The organism is Caulobacter sp. GW456-12-1-14-TSB4 (genome assembly GCF_059424195.1).
In genome coordinates, this window is sequence record NZ_JBWKZF010000002.1 from 151,661 (window position 1) to 167,612 (window position 15,952).

The 15,952-nt window shown below is 66.4% G+C and carries 15 protein-coding genes; 3 read left to right on the forward strand and 12 right to left on the reverse strand.

Annotated features, from left to right (window positions below; all coding sequences use genetic code 11):
• Window positions 1–34: 34 nt before the first annotated feature.
• Both AC07YH_RS02680 and ppdK read right to left on the reverse strand, forming a co-directional pair.
• Window positions 35–625, reverse strand: a complete 591-nt coding sequence (locus AC07YH_RS02680) for a class I SAM-dependent methyltransferase (protein ID WP_494745468.1) — start codon at window positions 623–625, stop codon at window positions 35–37.
• Between the two features lie 165 nt (window positions 626–790).
• Window positions 791–3,478 carry a pyruvate, phosphate dikinase gene (gene ppdK / locus AC07YH_RS02685; RefSeq protein WP_494745469.1) on the reverse strand — a complete coding sequence of 896 codons (2,688 nt, stop codon included), beginning with the start codon at window positions 3,476–3,478 and terminating at the stop codon, window positions 791–793.
• Window positions 3,479–3,836: 358 nt separating this feature from the next.
• Between ppdK and AC07YH_RS02690 the strand changes: the two genes are divergently transcribed.
• From AC07YH_RS02690 to AC07YH_RS02700, 3 genes are all read left to right on the forward strand, one after another.
• On the forward strand, window positions 3,837–4,346 hold the full coding sequence (locus AC07YH_RS02690) for a GNAT family N-acetyltransferase (protein ID WP_494745470.1): 510 nt from the start codon (window positions 3,837–3,839) through the stop codon (window positions 4,344–4,346).
• A 155-nt stretch (window positions 4,347–4,501) separates the two neighbouring features.
• A complete protein-coding gene (locus AC07YH_RS02695; RefSeq protein ID WP_494745471.1) occupies window positions 4,502–4,867 on the forward strand; it encodes a hypothetical protein in 366 nt (121 codons plus the stop codon).
• 52 nt (window positions 4,868–4,919) lie between these two features.
• Window positions 4,920–6,197, forward strand: a complete 1,278-nt coding sequence (locus AC07YH_RS02700; RefSeq protein ID WP_494745472.1) for a hypothetical protein — start codon at window positions 4,920–4,922, stop codon at window positions 6,195–6,197.
• Window positions 6,198–6,203: 6 nt separating this feature from the next.
• On the opposite strand, the gene AC07YH_RS02705 is transcribed toward AC07YH_RS02700, so the two are convergent.
• The 10 genes from AC07YH_RS02705 to AC07YH_RS02750 form a co-directional block, all read right to left on the reverse strand.
• A complete protein-coding gene (locus AC07YH_RS02705) occupies window positions 6,204–7,043 on the reverse strand; it encodes a hypothetical protein (protein ID WP_494745473.1) in 840 nt (279 codons plus the stop codon).
• Between the two features lie 12 nt (window positions 7,044–7,055).
• Complete coding sequence (locus tag AC07YH_RS02710; protein WP_494745474.1) at window positions 7,056–7,754, reverse strand: hypothetical protein; 699 nt, start codon at window positions 7,752–7,754, stop codon at window positions 7,056–7,058.
• 185 nt (window positions 7,755–7,939) lie between these two features.
• Window positions 7,940–8,452, reverse strand: a complete 513-nt coding sequence (ssb, locus tag AC07YH_RS02715) for a single-stranded DNA-binding protein (protein ID WP_494745475.1) — start codon at window positions 8,450–8,452, stop codon at window positions 7,940–7,942.
• 158 nt (window positions 8,453–8,610) lie between these two features.
• Window positions 8,611–9,003, reverse strand: a complete 393-nt coding sequence (locus tag AC07YH_RS02720; RefSeq protein ID WP_494616995.1) for a hypothetical protein — start codon at window positions 9,001–9,003, stop codon at window positions 8,611–8,613.
• Window positions 9,004–9,023: 20 nt separating this feature from the next.
• Window positions 9,024–9,710, reverse strand: coding sequence for a hypothetical protein (locus AC07YH_RS02725; protein ID WP_494745476.1), 687 nt, complete (start codon window positions 9,708–9,710; stop codon window positions 9,024–9,026).
• A gap of 170 nt (window positions 9,711–9,880) precedes the next feature.
• Window positions 9,881–12,748, reverse strand: coding sequence for an autotransporter outer membrane beta-barrel domain-containing protein (locus AC07YH_RS02730; RefSeq protein ID WP_494745477.1), 2,868 nt, complete (start codon window positions 12,746–12,748; stop codon window positions 9,881–9,883).
• Window positions 12,749–12,827: 79 nt separating this feature from the next.
• Window positions 12,828–13,382 carry a UDP-4-amino-4,6-dideoxy-N-acetyl-beta-L-altrosamine N-acetyltransferase gene (gene pseH / locus AC07YH_RS02735; protein WP_494745478.1) on the reverse strand — a complete coding sequence of 185 codons (555 nt, stop codon included), beginning with the start codon at window positions 13,380–13,382 and terminating at the stop codon, window positions 12,828–12,830.
• Between the two features lie 77 nt (window positions 13,383–13,459).
• Window positions 13,460–14,296: a flagellin N-terminal helical domain-containing protein gene (locus AC07YH_RS02740; protein WP_494745479.1), complete on the reverse strand. Its 837-nt coding sequence runs from the start codon at window positions 14,294–14,296 to the stop codon at window positions 13,460–13,462.
• 184 nt (window positions 14,297–14,480) lie between these two features.
• A complete protein-coding gene (locus AC07YH_RS02745) occupies window positions 14,481–14,717 on the reverse strand; it encodes a hypothetical protein (RefSeq protein WP_494745480.1) in 237 nt (78 codons plus the stop codon).
• Window positions 14,718–14,926: 209 nt separating this feature from the next.
• Complete coding sequence (locus tag AC07YH_RS02750) at window positions 14,927–15,751, reverse strand: flagellin (protein WP_494745481.1); 825 nt, start codon at window positions 15,749–15,751, stop codon at window positions 14,927–14,929.
• Window positions 15,752–15,952 lie beyond the last annotated feature (201 nt).

A 15,952-nucleotide genomic window follows, 5' to 3' on the forward strand; every position in this document is an offset into this window, starting at 1 on the left:
GGTCTAGCCAAAATATCAAATTGGATAATGCGGATTACGACCCCTTCGGCCGGACCACGGCGACCAGCCAGCCGCCGCCCCAGGGGGTGTTGATCACCGCCTCGTCCAGCACCTCGCCCATGGCTTTCAGGCGATGCCACAGCCGCAGCGGCTTCAGGGCGAGCCACATGGTCAGGCCAACCGCGCCGCCGACCTTCAGGTTCGGGGCGTAGTGGGCGACGAGGTCCTCGACTTCGCCCAGATGCTCGATGCACTCGGAAAACACCACGATGTCGAAGGTCTCGTCGGTCTGGAACGTGCGACCGTCGCCCAGCAGCATCTTGACCTCGCCGATGGCGATCTCGGGCGCCAGGCGCATCTCGCCGCGCTCGATCGCGGGCTTGGAGAAATCGACGCCGACATAGCGGGACGGCCGGTGGGCGCGCAGGGCCTCGTAGAACACCCCCTCGCCCGCCCCGATCTCCAGCACGCGCGGATTGGGCCAGCGGTCGGCGATCATGGCGGCCAGCAGGCGGTGATGGTGGCGCTGCTCGGAGCGGTTCAGGCGGTCATAGATTCCGTCCTGATACTCGGCGTCCCACTTCTCGACCGGCGCGGCGACGATCGGCTTGTGTCGCTTGCGCATGAAGAGCTCGCCCAGTGCGGGGCGATCGAGCGAAAGCAGCTCCGTGAACCGGCGCCAGCGCATATAGGCCATTATAGTCCCCCGAAGTCCCGAGACCCCGGATAGGAAAAGGGCCCGGCGCTGTCCAGCGCCGAGCCCCTCAAATCAGGCCTTATCGGCTGATCCCTACTTCTTGTTGGCGAGAGCAGCCTGGGCCGCCGCCAGTCGCGCGATCGGCACCCGGTAGGGCGAGCACGACACGTAGTCGAGGCCGACCGTCTCGCAGAAGCTGATCGAGGCCGGGTCGCCGCCGTGTTCGCCGCAGATGCCCAGCTTGACGTCCGGACGGGCCGCGCGGCCGCGCTCGGCGGCGATGCGGATCAGGTCGCCGACGCCTTCCTGGTCGAGGCTGACGAAGGGGTCCTTTTCGAAGATGCCCTTGTCGATATAGGCGCCCAGGAACTTGCCGGCGTCGTCGCGGCTGATGCCGAACGTCGTCTGGGTCAGGTCGTTGGTGCCGAAGCTGAAGAACTCGGCGTTGGCGGCCAGGTCACCGGCCCGCAGGGCGGCGCGCGGCAGCTCGATCATGGTGCCGACCGTGTACTTCAGGTCGACGCCCTGCTCTTCCAGCACCGCCTTGGCGACGCGGTCGGTCAGGTCGCGCAGATACTTCATCTCCTCGCCCTTGGCGACCAGCGGGTGCATGATCTCCGGCACGGGAGCGGCCTTGCCCGACTTGGCGATCTCGCAGGCGGCTTCCAGGATGGCGCGGACCTGCATCTCGTAGATCTCGGGATACGACACACCCAGGCGGCAGCCCCGGTGACCCAACATCGGGTTGGTCTCGTGCAGCTCCTTGGCGCGGCGCAGCAGCTTGGCGGCGTCCAGGCCGGTGGCCTCGGCCACCGCCTGCACGTCTTCCTCGGTGTGCGGCAGGAACTCGTGCAGCGGCGGATCCAGCAGGCGGATCGTGACCGGCAGGCCTTCCATGATCGTGAAGAGCTCGACGAAGTCGGCCTTCTGGAACGGTGCGATCTTGGCCAGGGCCGTGCGGCGGCCCTTCTCGTCGTCGGCCAGGATCATCTCGCGCACGGCGGCGATCCGGGTGTCGTCGAAGAACATGTGCTCGGTGCGGCACAGGCCGATGCCTTCCGCGCCGAACTGACGGGCGGTCTTGGCGTCCAGCGGCGTCTCGGCGTTGGCGCGCACTTTCAGGCGGCGGACCTGGTCGGCCCAGCCCATCAGGGTGGCGAAGTCGCCGGTCAGCTCGGGCTCGATCATCTTGGGCGAACCGGCCAGGATTTCACCGGTCGAGCCGTCGATGGTGATGATCTCACCGGCCTTGAACTCACGCCCACGGACCCGGAACAGGCCTTCCTTCGGGAAGATCGACACATCGCCCGCGCCGGAGACGCAGGGACGGCCCATGCCGCGCGCCACGACGGCGGCGTGGCTGGTCATGCCGCCCCGAGCGGTGATGATGCCGCGCGCGGCGTGCATGCCGTGGATGTCTTCCGGCGAGGTTTCCTCGCGCACCAGGATGACGCTCTCGCCGGCGGCATTGGCCTTTTCGGCCGCATCGCTGTCGAACACGATCTTGCCGGTGGCCGCGCCGGGCGAGGCCGGCAGGCCCGTGGTGATCACGTCGCGGTGGGCGGCCGGATCGATGGTCGGGTGCAGCAGCTGGTCCAGCGAGGCCGGCTCGACGCGGCCGACGGCCTCTTCCTTGCTGATCACGCCCTCGGCGGCCATGTCGACGGCCGTCTTCAGCGCGGCCTTGGCGGTGCGCTTGCCGTTGCGGGTCTGCAGCATGTAGAGCACGCCGCGCTCGACGGTGAACTCGATGTCCTGCATGTCGCGGTAGTGACGCTCCAGCGTCTCCACCACCGACTTGAACTGGGCGAACACCTCCGGCATCGCCTCTTCCATCGAGGGGGCGACGTCGCCCATCTCCTCGCGGGCGGCCAACGTCAGGGACTGCGGCGTGCGGATGCCCGCCACCACGTCCTCGCCCTGGGCGTTGATCAGGAACTCGCCATAGAGGCGGTTGTCGCCGTTCGACGGGTTGCGGGTGAAGGCCACGCCCGTCGCCGAGGTGTCGCCCATGTTGCCGAACACCATCGACTGGATGTTCACCGCCGTGCCCCAGCTCTCGGGGATGTCGTGCATGCGGCGATAGAACTTGGCGCGGTCGTTCATCCAGCTGGCGAACACGGCGCCGACGGCGCCCCACAGCTGTTCCTGGGCGTCCTGCGGGAACGGCTTGCCCAGCTGGTCGCTGACGGCGGCCTTGTAGTCCTTGATCACCGCGGCCCAGTCGTCGGCCGTCAGGCCGGTGTCGACATGGACGTCCAGGCGATCCTTGTGGTCGTCCAGGATCTCCTCGAACATGTGGTGCTCCAGATTGAGCACGACGTTCGAGTACATCTGGATGAAGCGGCGATAGCTGTCATAGGCGAAGCGCCGGTCGCCCGACAGCTTGGCCAGGCCCTCGACGGTCTGGTCGTTGAGGCCCAGGTTCAGCACCGTGTCCATCATGCCCGGCATCGAGGCCCGGGCGCCCGAGCGCACCGAGACCAGCAGCGGGTTGGCGACGTCGCCGAACTTTTTGCCGGTCAGCTCCTCGACCTTGGCCAGGCCCGTGGCGACCTGTTCGGTCAGCTCGGCGGGGTACTGCTTGCCGTTCGAATAGTAGTGGACGCACGCTTCCGTGGTGATCGTGAAGCCCGGCGGCACCGGCAGGCCCAGGGACGACATCTCCGCGAGATTGGCCCCCTTCCCGCCGAGCAGGTTCTTCATCGAAGCGTCGCCATCCGCGCCGCCCCCACCGAATGCGTACACCCAACGGGCCTTGGTCAAAGTATCAACCGGCATATGTTCTCACCCTGCGATCAGTGAAGAAGGTCGCGCCTCTCTTTGGAGGTCGTCTCACCCTGGAACAGCGCTGCTTTATCGTGATCCCGCAGTGCAATATCCGGGCGTCTCAGTAGCACTGTGTCCAAGAACGCGTCCACTGGCGCTTCGCGTTCCCGGCGCTAACAAGAGAATTCGGCAAATATTTCCAATGACAACGTTGTCCATCTGGGCGACTTGGCGAGGTTTCGGGCAATCGCGCCGCAAATCCGCGACTTGCGTCGAAACCGGATGATTGGAGCGGCTTGTCTTCGCGCCGCGAGATGTTTCCCTGTTGTGCATGGAACCGCACATCGTCCGACTCGGCCTCTCTCCGGGAATGTCCCAGAATGACGCGGACGCCATCGCCGATCTGCACACCCGCAGCCGCCAGGTCGCCTATCGCGGCCTCTATGGCGACGCCTATCTGGACCACGCGCTGTTCGCCGTCTCGCTGGCGACCTGGCGAGCGCGGTTCGAGGATTTCGACCCTGCCGCCGACCTGATCCTGGCGGCGATGGACGGCGGCGAGCCGATCGGACTGGCCTATGCCTCGTTCCGGCTGAACCCGGCGGTCGGCCTGCTGATCGACAACCTGCATGTCGCGCCCGAGCGCAAGGGCGGCGGCCTCGGCACGGCCCTGCTAGCCGAGGTGGCGCGATGGCTGGTCGATGAGCACGAGGGCGCGCCGCTGCACTTGGAGGTCTACGCCCCGAACGCGGACGCGCTGGAGTTCTACGAACGGAAAGGCGGCGTCGAGGTGGCGCGATACGCCGAGGTCGTGCCCGGCGGGCGCCAGGTGGATACGGTTCGCTACCGATGGGAGCGGCCGAGCGTGCTGCTGAGCTAGCCCACCTGGCGCGCCCTCAGAGTTGCGATTTATAAAAAGCAACTATTAGGTGCATTATCGCACATCCTCCCCCAGGTTGTGCAATTACACTCAAAATTGCTTCGAAAAGCGACGCAATCAAAGATTGCGCCCATAACGATATAGGGAGAAGGCAAATGGCTGCTCGTCCGCTCACCATCACCGTCGTCAATCAGACCGGGACCACGCTGCAATTTGGCAACGTCGTCACGATCCATGGCGAAGCGATCAAGATCACTTCGGGCCCCAACCCGCTGCCCAACCAGGGTCAGGACGTCCTCTACACGGAGAACAGCGGCCTGGTCGGTCCGCAAGGCAGCTTCAGCTACACCTTCCAGGATGGCTCGGGGAAGGCCTTCAACTTCGACTACAACCACCCCTACGGCACCGGCACGACCTATGTGAACGTGACCTCGCCCGGCGGCTACACCTCGAACATGTCGATCAACAACCTGCCGCACCACGACGCCTCCTGCACGATCAACCTGCAGAAACTGGCCTGATCACGCGGCCGGAGGGCCTTGATGGCCCTCCGGTTCTCTCGAGGAGAACGCCATGCCCGTCGTGCCGATCAATGCGGACTTCACGAACCTTCCGCAGTTCATCGACAGCCTGTTCGATACGGACGTCCGCTCGCCCAGCGTCATCACGAACGCCATCGCGGCCGGCGGCCTGACCGCCGCCTTCTCCGACCAGCTGCCGGTGATCCTGCCGGTCTGGCTGGCCGCCTGGCGACAGTCGCAAGGCCTGCCCTACGACCAGACCGATTTCGACCATTGCCCGCCCAGCGACGCGGCGGCGTTGGGTTTCCTGGCGGGCTATCTCGGCGACAACGCGCTGTCGCTCTACGTTCCGACGCTGAACGCGGTCAGCGCGCCGACCGGGCAGCCGCCGATCTACGGCGTCTCCGGCTATCAGCAAAGCGTGTTCAAGCCGAGCGACGCCTGGGACATGGACGTGGTCTCAGGCTTCCTGGAGTTGCTCTATCACGGGGCGCATTTCGTGGCCGTCCACGCGGCCTATGACCTGGCCTATGGGCAGTCGATCGGCGCTCTGTGGTCGCTGTTCAAGAGCAGCTCGGCGCTGGCGCCCTATCGACGGCACGATCCCGGCAATTCGCACTATACCAGCCTGACCAATATCTGCGGCCAATACGTGCCGGACATCACCAGCAACAGCGCGCCGCCGAACTGCCCGCTGCTGGTGGCGTTGCTGTGCTGCCCGACCGTGGCCGAGATCACCTGTAACCCCAGCATGTACAACTCCTTCCTGCAGTTGGAAGGCTGGGAGGCCACCTATGCCCGGCACAACGCCGACTACGCGGTCTACAAGCAGACGCTGTGGAACATCTCGACCTTCGGGGCCTGCGCCTACAGCGAGAAGCGGGGCACGGCGGTGTTCCTGGCGCCCGGCGACTGGGCGCCCCAGCCGTCGCTCGGCACCATCATGCCGCCCTACTATGGCGCCGAGCCGGCGCAGCCCTGGTTGAACACCTCGCTGGTCCAGCTGCCCGCCGGCTACCCGACCACGGTCGTGCGCGGCTCGACCACCAAGCTCGACAAGCGCAGCGGCCGCTACAGCGTGGCCTTCCCGCTGATCCAGCCCAACGCGAGCGGGACCCTGGCGTGGTCCATCCCGAACCCGCCGCCCGGCGCGGACATCGTGTTCGACTTGGTCAGCGGCTCGACGACGGTGATGCGCGGCGTCCGCAATGGCGCGATCACGCCCAGCGTGGCGGCCGGCGACGACTACGCCATCGCCAACGTCACGGGCGACAATGGCTATGCGGCCTATTTCGAGGTCTCGGTGACGTACCGTCCGCCGGACGCCTGATCCAGCCTAGCGCTCAAGCTCAGTGGCCATGCCCTCGGACAGAGCGACCACCTGGTCAGGCGCGAGCCGGTCCATCTTCAGCTTGTAGAGGGCGCGCAGATAGGCCCGGTCGGAGGCCGTCATCCGCTTGGGCCCGTCCGGTTCGGCGAACAGGTTCAGGATCGAGGCCTGGTCCACCTGGGTGACGTCGGGGCGAATGTCGGCCAGCGCGATCATGCTGACATAGTCCGCGAGGGCCCCGATCTCGACGCCCTCGGTCTTGCGCGCGTCGATCACCACCAGACTGTAGTACAGGCGGCTGGCGCTGGTCTGGACGATACGGCTGTCCGGCGCCCGCATCGACTGGACGCTGCTGCTGCTGTCCGAGAGCGCGCCATAGGCCGGGACGTCGTCGGTATAGCTCACCCAGCGCACGGGACTGGAAGTGGCCTTGAAGCGGTCGATGCGAGGCATCGCGATCCGGTCGTAGCGGATCTTGCCGCGACGGCGCGCCTGTTCGAGCATGGCCCTGGGCTCACGCGAGAACAGGATCATCAGGTTGGGATAGCAAGTCTCGGCCGCGAATTGCAGGCCGACCTCGCTCGCCACCTCGCGCAGGCGTGAGCGGACATAGCGGTCCACGTCCTTGCCGGCGCCGGCCACGATCGGACACAACACCTGCAAGCGTCGGCTGATCATGCCATCCGACAGCGCGGTCGCGGCGCGGACATAACTCAGCGTCCGGTCGCGGTTGGCGCCCTTGACCACCAAGGTTTCGGAAACCAGCGGCGGAACATCCTGCGCCACCGCTGGCGTCGTCATCGGGATCGACGCGGCCAGGATCAGACCGACAAGCCAGGACCGCATCGTATTCTGCCCCTATCGCACGCTGTAGACGGCGCGGAGATAGGCCCGGTCTGCCTCCGTCATCGTCTGGGGCGCGGCCTTGGCGTCATCGAACAGGTTCAGGATCGTGCCGTCGGCCGGGGCCGAACGGGTGTGGGTGTCGGCCAGCGAGACCATGGTCACATAGTCGGCCAGGGCCGAAACCTTGACGTTGGCGGCCTTGTTGGCGTCGATCACGACCAGCGAGTTGTAGGGCCGCGCGTCCCGCGTCTTCATGCTGGGCGCGGCCGTGCCGTGCATCCAGCGGACCGGCTGAGTGCTGGTCTTGAACGCCTCGGCCTTCTGGGGCGTGACGCCGCGATAGTTGAACCGCCCCGCGCGCGAGGCCTCATCGACCAGTTGCTGAGGCTCGGACGAGAACAGCACGACCATGTTGGGTTCGCACCGCGTGTGGGCGTATTGCGCGCCGACGTCGTTGGCGACCTGACGCAGGCGCGCGGAGACATAGGCGTTGACCTCGGCCGAAGCCCCTCGGACCAGAGGGCAGATGCCCTGCCGCGCGCCGCCGGTCGGGCGATCCCGCAGCCGCCCCATTTCGATCTGAAGGCCATTCTCGCGGGCCGCATCGCCCATCATGGTGCCGGTGAAGTTCCCGTACAGCGGCTGTGCGGAAACAGCCGACGCGCTCGCCAGCAGAGCCAGCACGCCCATACCCAGAAGCACTTGTCGCATCGCGCATCCTCCTAAGATGTGGGAAGGAGAACACAACCTCCGACTGAGGACAAGCTTGTAACATCGCCGAAAACGAAAGCGGCGGGCGACCGTCCCCGGATCGCCCGCCGCTGCCCCCGTGGAGGGGCCGTCGTCGGCTCTAGATGGCTCGTCGTACGGCCTTCCACATCGCTTGGCCTTTAGGCCTAGAACGGGATTTCGTCGTCCAGGTCGGCCGAGAAGCTCTCGCGCGGACCGCTGGGCTGGCTGCGCTGACCGCCGCCGCCGAAGTTGCCGCCGCCGCCCGAATAGCCGCCGCCACCGCCGTACTCGTCACCGCCGCCCGACGAAGCGCCGGCGCCGTCGCCGCGGCCGCCCAGCATGGTCAGCTCGCCGCGGAACTTCTGCAGCACGATTTCCGTCGAATACTTCTCGACGCCGGTGTTGTCGGTCCACTTGCGGGTCTGGATCGCGCCCTCGATGTAGACGGTCGAGCCCTTGCGCAGGTACTGCTCGGCGACCTTCACCAGGTTGTCGTTGAAGATCACGACGCGGTGCCACTCGGTCTTTTCCTTGCGCTCGCCGCTGGTGCGGTCGCGCCAGGTCTCGGACGTCGCGATGCGGAGATTGGCGACGCGGTCGCCCGAACCGAGGCTGCGGATCTCGGGATCGGCCCCGAGATTGCCCACCAGAATGACCTTGTTGACGCTGCCCGCCATCACTTGACCTTGCTCTCGCCCGGCGACCCTCGCGCCGGAATCTGGAGCGAGACGTTAACGACAGCTTACGATGCGCGCAAGTTTTGTTCTTGGAACGTTCTTGTGGACGGGAAAGACGGCTGTGGACGGAGGAACCGCCCTACCCGCCTCTCGCAAGTCTATTGCCGGCGGATGGCGCCCGGCACGGCCAGGCGGCCGTCGCCCGTGCGGACCAGCGACATGAAGCGCGGCCCCTCATAGGTCTGGCCGACATAGATGCCTTCCTTCTCGAGGAAGATGAACGAGCCCTGGTAGGCGCCGACCATGCCGACGCTGTTGGACTGACCCATGCGCACGAAGCGGATGCGCACGCCTTCCAGCGTGGCCGCGCACTCTTCCATCTGCGGCACGTTCCGGGCGACCGGATTGTAGCGCAGCGTGCCGTCCTTGTTGGTCGCCACCTGGAAGCAGACGCCCTGCTCGAACGGCGCCTTGGTCTGCTTCTCGCAGCCCGACAGGGCGAGGCTGGAAACGGCCAGGACGGCGGCGACGGCGAGGACGGTCTTGCTCATGGATTACACTTATAAACCTATCAGCCGTTCGGGATAGAGCAGTTGGGGCCCTGATCGAACGCGGTGTGGAAGCTGCGGTTGTCCGACGAGATCTCGACGCGGCCCGGCACCAGGCGCAGCGTCTCCTCGCCCCAGCGGCCATAGGTGGCGCCGCCGGTCTTCTCGCAACGGCCGCCGTACAGCTGCTGGGCGCAGGCGTTCAGGGTGATGTCGCCCGGCAGGCGGCGCCACTCGTTGCCGGCATAGCGCCAGCAGGCGGCCAGCGGCGTGTTGGTCGAGGCGCTGGTCGTCGCGCTGGGCGTCGTGGCCGGGGTCGGCGTCGTCGCGGCGGGCGCGGTGACGGTCGGGGTCGGCGGCAGCGGGGTCAGGACGGTGCCGGCCTGGTCGGCGGCGGCCAGGGCGCCCGTCTCGTCGACGCCGACGTCCAGGGCCCCGGTGGCGACGCCGTTCTTCTTGGCGCACTCGGCCAGGGTGATCTCGCCGACGAAGGTCCCGCTGACGAAGCAGCGCAGCGGCCGCGCGGGGTCCAGCTTGCTGTCGTCGTCGCGTCCGGTCTCGACGATCAGGCCGCCGCGCGAGGCCGGAGGAGCCTCGTCCGGCTTCTTGTCGTGGCCCGACATCAGGGCCACGGCGATGCCAAGACCCGCCAGCAACGCGAGCGCCGCGCCGCCGCCGAGGATGATCCGTCGATCTTTCAGAAAGTCCATGGCCCCTGGCTACGACGCGTCGATGACGCTTTCAAGCTCAGTGGGCCAGAAATGGGGCCGCAGCCTGCCTGTTCCAGATGAAACATCTGGAACAGAGAAGTAGGCTCGCGCCTCTAGGAAGTAGAGCGTGATGGCCGCCGAAACCGGCGACCACTTTCGGCTATCACGCTCTAGCCGCCCCCTGTCAGGCGGCTGAGGGCGGCCTGGTAGTTCGCCAGCTGGCTGGTCAGATAGGCCGGCACCGTGCCGTTGGTCTTGCCTGGCTTGCTCGGGTCGTCACTCTTGATGCCCATGGCCGTGTCGGCGATCTCGCGATAGGCGCTGCGCACCGACGACATGGCGCGCTGGATGACCATGGTGGCGTTCTTGCGCCCCGCCTCGGAGGTCAGGTCCAGCTCCGCCGGCAGGCTGAGGCCGTAGACCGGACCGCCGCCGTCGGCCGAGACCTGCTTGCCGTGGTCGTCCTTGGTGGCGCGCACGACGCCGCCGGCCAGGCCAAGGGCGCTCAGCACGTCGGTGCCGCCCTTGCCCGCCACGATCTCGATCGTCGAGGTGTTGGAGGCCGGGCTGATCTTCAGCACCCGGCTGTTGCCGCTGGTGGCGGTCTCGACCTTGGCGCGCGAGCCCGACGCCTTCTTGATCTTGTCGGCCAGGGTCTCGAGCGTGTCGTTGGCCTCGATGGTGATCGTGGTCAGGTTGCCGCGCTCGCGGGTGCGGATCTGGAAGGTGTCGCCGGCCCGGGCCGCCGTCGACGAGACGATACGGTCGGACTGGGTGAAGCTCATGGTTCCGGCTGGCAGGCCCAGGGCGTCCAGCGACGAGGCGCCGGTCTTGGCCACCGACACCGAGGTCGGGGTCGCATAGCCGTCCTTGCCGGTCAGGTGCTGGCTCCAGTCGACATTACCCGTGCCGACATTGACCTGGGCGACATAGCCGTCCTTGGTCCCGATCGTCGACACGCCGTCCAGGTTCTTGCCCGCCGAGCCGACCAGCCAGGCCGTGCCGTTCGAGACGTCGAACCCGGTCATCGTGTCGTCGCCCGCGCCGCCGTAGTAGGTCACCGCGTCATTGCTGTTGTTGGACAGATCCAGCGACATACGGCCGACGAAGGCGTCCATGCCGCCCGCGGCCGCACCCGTGGAACCGCCGATCGACAGGCCGCCATTGGCCGTGGAGCCGCCGACATAGAGCTGGCCGCCGTCGATCTTCAGGCCGACCAGGTCGCCGCCCCCCAGCGAGCCCAGGTCGCGCGCGGCCCCGGCCGTGACCGTGGCGTTCTTGGTGTAGGTCACCGGCACGTTCTGATAGGCGCCGTACTGGTCCATCTGCCGGACGGTCTCGGTCACGACATTGGACGAGACGTCGAAGCTGCGCAGCTTGGCCGCGCCGTTCTCCTTGGAACCGACGATGACCTGGGAACCGTTGACGACGATGTCCGAGACGCTGTCGTTCTCGGTCGTGCCGAATTTCTGGGTGAACAGCGCCTGGGGCTTGCCGGCCGAGTCTGTGGCGAAGGCCGTCAGATAGGCGTCGTAGCCGCCGCTGGGGTCGGTTCCGACCGCGCCAGGCAGGTCCGACTTGCTGCGGCCGCCGACATAGAGAACGCCGTCCGAGCCGAACGCCAGGGCCGTGGCCTCGTCGTCCTGCATGCCGCCGCGACGCACCGTCCACTGCTCGTCGCCCTTGGCGTCGTAGCGGGTGACGAAGCTGTCGCTGGTCGTGGCGGTGTCGCCGCTATTGATCGGGCCGTTGACCGCGCCGTTCAGGCGGCCGGTGACCGAACCGGCCACAGCGACGCTGCCGTCGTCGCCGACGGCCAGGGACAGGCCCTTGGCCTCGTCGGTCGCGCCCAGGGTGCGGGCGTAAAGCAGATGGCCAGCGCTGTCGTACTTCAGCAACGCGACGTCGCTCTCGCCCTTGATCGGCTGGCCGTTGAGGTCGAGCTTGCCGTCGACCTCGGTATCGACGTCGGCCAGCATGTAGACCGAGCCGTCCGCGCCGGTCACCGACTTGCGGACGCTGTTGATCGTGCCCTGCAGGGTCTCGCTGAACACCTTGCCGCCCGGCGCGCCGGCGTTGGCGCCGCCGCCGGTCCCGGCCGCGCTGTACTTGGTCAGGGTGTTTTCGTACTTGGCGTCGTCGGTCGCCGCGTTCTTGTCCGGGTCCGGATCGCCGGCCTTGGTCGTGACATAGACCGCCGGGGCCGTCGTCGGGGCGCTGAAGGTCACCTGCTCGGCGATGTCGCCGTTGACCTTCAGGGCGAAGTCGTCGCCGGTGGCCGGCAGGGTCACGGGCTTGCCGCCGACCTGGACCGTCTGGGCCTGCCCCGCCGTGCGTTGCACCTGGAAGCTGGTGCTCAGCCCAGCCGCCTTCATCTTGCCGTTCATGTAGGTGACGACATTGGACATGGTCCGGGGCGTCGAGCCCATCTCGGACAGGTCCATGGTGATGTTCGAGGTGACGCCGAAGCTCTTGACCGCGACATTGAACGACACGTCGCCCTTGAACTTCGGGACCTCGTCGTCGGCCTGGCCGGTATAGAGCTTGTCGGTCGTATAGGTGGTGGTGTTCTTCGGGACGCCGACCGTGGCCTTGTCGCTGGTCATCACCGCGCCGGTCGTAAGGCGCAACTGGTCCAGCGACAGCCCCTGGACATAGGTGCTGACCTCGCCCAGGCCGCGGGTCAGGGCGGTCTGCATGCGCTTGATCTCGCCGTCCGTCTCGCCCTTCTGCCCTGCCTGGGTGATCAGGGCCGACATGGTGGACAGCGCCTGGTACGAGGCGAACAGCTTCTTGTAGTCGGGGCTGACGCCCTTGAGGCTGGAGGCGCTGGCGTCTTCGTCGATGAACTTGCGGCCGTTCAGGGCGGTGCGGACCTGCTCGCTGGCCTTGGGCGCGTCGCCCAGCCAGGGCGCGTTCGGCACGACGGCCTTCTTGCCGCCCGAGGCCGTGGTCGCCGTTCCAGACGCAGCCGCTCCCGTCACGCCCGCGCGGGCCTGATAGTAGTTGAGCAAGAGGCTGGAATCGAAGCTGATCACGACCTGTTCCGATCGAGGCGCAAATGTCCCCTCCGGCACCTTTGCCAGAGGATCGCTGACGACTCGTTAATACTTGACCTTAAGCTGCGATAAGGTTTGCGTCGGACAGCGCCCGGCGAGCGCCTTCGCGCAGTTGCGCCCACTCCGAAGCCAGAATGCCCAGCAGCACGACGTCGCGCGCTTCGCCGCTCTTCAGCACGTGGCCGCGCAGATAGCCCTCGCGGCGGAAACCGGCTGTGGACTGCGCCTTCAGCGCCGCGTCGTTGTCGGCCATGACCTCGGCGAACACCTTGTGCAAGCCAAGCTCTCCGAAGGCGAGATCCAGGCCCAGCACCTGGGCGGCGCGACCAACGCCCCTGCCCCGCGCCTCGGCCGAGCCGAGGAACCAGTGCAGGCTGGCGCGGCGGTGATGGCTGGTCAGGCCCGTCAGGGTGATCAGGCCCATCGGCGCGTCGGCGCGGGTGATCATCCAGCCACGCATGTTGGGATTGGAACGCAAGGCCTCGAACCAGGCCGCGTGGGCCTCGCGGCTCGGCAGCTCGGCGTCCGACATCCAGCGGTCGACCTCCGGCTCGGAGCGCCACTGAAAGAGGATCGCTTCGTCCTCGTCCCGCAAGTCGCGAAGTTCGATCATGCCCGCCGCCGAATCCCCAATTTACCCCGCGTGAGCTTAGCCCGCGCGTACGACAGGACCTAGCGCCAGGACGGCGCTTAGCCGCCCTTGAACAGCGACAGGATGATCTGCGGCGCGCCGTTGGCGATCGACAGGGCCTGAGCGCCGAGCTGCTGCTTGACCTGCAAGGCCTGCAGGCGGGCGCTTTCCTTGGCGAGGTCGGCGTCCACCAGATTGCCCACGCCCGTCTCCAGCACATCGTTCAACCGGCCCACGAAGGTGTTGTGGGCGTCGATCTGCTTGGCCTGGGTGCCGATATTGCCGACGGCCTGGTTGATCGCCGTCATCGACGTCTCGAGGCGCTGGAACACCGCGTCGGCATTGGCCGGCGTCAGGATGTCGTCGCTGGTCGTCAGGGTGTTGATCGTGCCGCCCAGCGACAGGTTCTGCAGCGACAGCGTGATGGCCTGGGCCGCGTCGGCGTCGGCCAGGAACTGCATGTCGGCCGCCTGGCTGCCGTCCAGCAGATTGGCGCCGTCGAAGACCGCGCTCTTGACCACCTGGTCCAGGTTCTTCAGCAGCCCCTGGAAGTCGGCGTTCAGCGAGGTCCGCGAGCTGGTGGTCAGCGAGGTGTCCTTGGCGGCCACCACCTTTTCGCGCAGCAGCTTCAAGAGGTCCGAGATCGAGTCGCCAGCGGCCAGGGCCACGTCGGCGATCGAGGTCGCGCGATCCAGGCTCATCTTGACGGCGCCGAGCGCGCTCATGTCGCCGCGCTGTTCCTGCGCGATCGACCAGATGGCCGCGTTGTCCTTGGCGGTCGAGATCGCTTCACCCGTGTTGATACGGGTCTGCACCGACTGCATGTCGTCGTTGGTGCGGTTCAGGTTCTGCAGCGCGATCAGCGCGGGCTGGTTCGTGTTGACGCTCAGCGTCATGCGCGGCCTCCGGTCGGCTTTTGCCGTTGGTTGCGATCGCGCGTGATTCGACGAGCGATCTGGTCGCCGTCGAAATTGGGGTCAGAAGGTAAGATTATGGTTAACGCAAATAAACCATATCCATTTACACCTGCGACCCGCCGTCACACCCCACCCCAGAGGCTTAACTCCAGGGTGGTTCGGACTAGGCCTGGCCGTCGTAGACGTCGCCCGACGCGTAGGTGGCTTCCTGACGCAGCTTCAGGATCTGCTCGCGCGGATACTGATTCAGCGTCTCGCCGGTTCTGCGGTCCACGGTCTTGTAGACATAATCACCGGAGTCGTCGTCCTGCTCGATCACCAGGCGCAGATCGCCAGGTTGCGGGCCGTCGTCGACCGGCGGGGCCGGCGCGTGCTCGATCGGCTGAACAGCCGGAGCCACAACGACATTCGCGCCCTCGGACGGGTCCGGGGCGGGCGAAGCGGGAGCGGTTGAAGCGGCGAAATCTCTGATCGCCGACAATGCGGCCTTGGGTTCCATTTTTCTAACTACCGGCTTTGCGGGCCGGCCCTCCTCCTATGGTTCTTGTTGGCCCTCGATCATGAGGAAAGAAGGAGGCGGGCCACGCGGACCCGCCTCCTCCCTGTTCCTTAGCGGAACAGGCTCAGGATCGAGGACGACGATTGGTTCGCGATCGACAGCGCTTGCACGCCCAGTTGCTGCTTGGTTTGCAGCGACTGCAGCTTGGCGCTTTCCTTGGCCAGGTCGGCGTCCACCAGGTTGCCGACGCCGGCGTCCAGGCTGTCTTGCAGCTTGCCGATGAAGGTCAGGTGGGTGTCGAGGCCGGTCGCGGACGTACCCAGCGAAGCCAGCTTGTTGGTGGCCGTGCCGATGGCCTTATCGACCTCCGCGATCATCGTCTTGGCCGACGAGACCGAGGTGAAGGTGTTGTTGCCGGTTCCCAGGCCGAGACCGTCCAGGGTCAGGGTCTGAGAGTCCACGGTGAAGCCCGTACCGTCCGAGTTGGCCAGGAAGGTCATCTTGGTGGTGCTGCCGTTGGCGAGGCTGGCGCCATTGAACTTGGCGTTGTCGGCGGCCTTCTGGACTTGCTGGCGCAGCGAGTCGAAGTCCGACTTCAGCGCGTTGAACGAAGCCGTGTTCAGCGAGGTGTCGGAAGCGGCCAGGGCCTTTTCCTTCATCTTCGACAGCAGGTCGGTGATGGTGTCGCCGGCGGCCAGGGCCACGTCGATGGTCGACTGGCCGCGCTGCAGCGAGTCCTTCACCGAGTTCAGGGACGACGAGGTGGCGTTCTGGATCTTGGACATGGCCCAGATGGCGCCGTTGTCCTTGGCGTTACCGACCTTCTTGCCGGTATTGATGCGCTGCTGGACGACGCCCAGTTCGCTGTTCGTGGTGTTGAGGTTTTGCAGGGCGATCTGAGCGCCAGCGTTCGTATTGATGCTATTCAGCGGCATACGAGTAGGTTCCTTTTCAAGGTATCCGACGCCATTTTGGCTGCCGGGAGCGTTTTGCTCGAAAAGGTCTGTAGCAATTGCCGGGCCAAAACTTCCTAGCGGCAACGCTTAGCCTAAATCACTGAAATTACTGCGTTATAGGTCTGTTAATGACGAACGCCCCCGGCAATTTCTGCCGGGGGCGTTCGGTCATGGGCAATT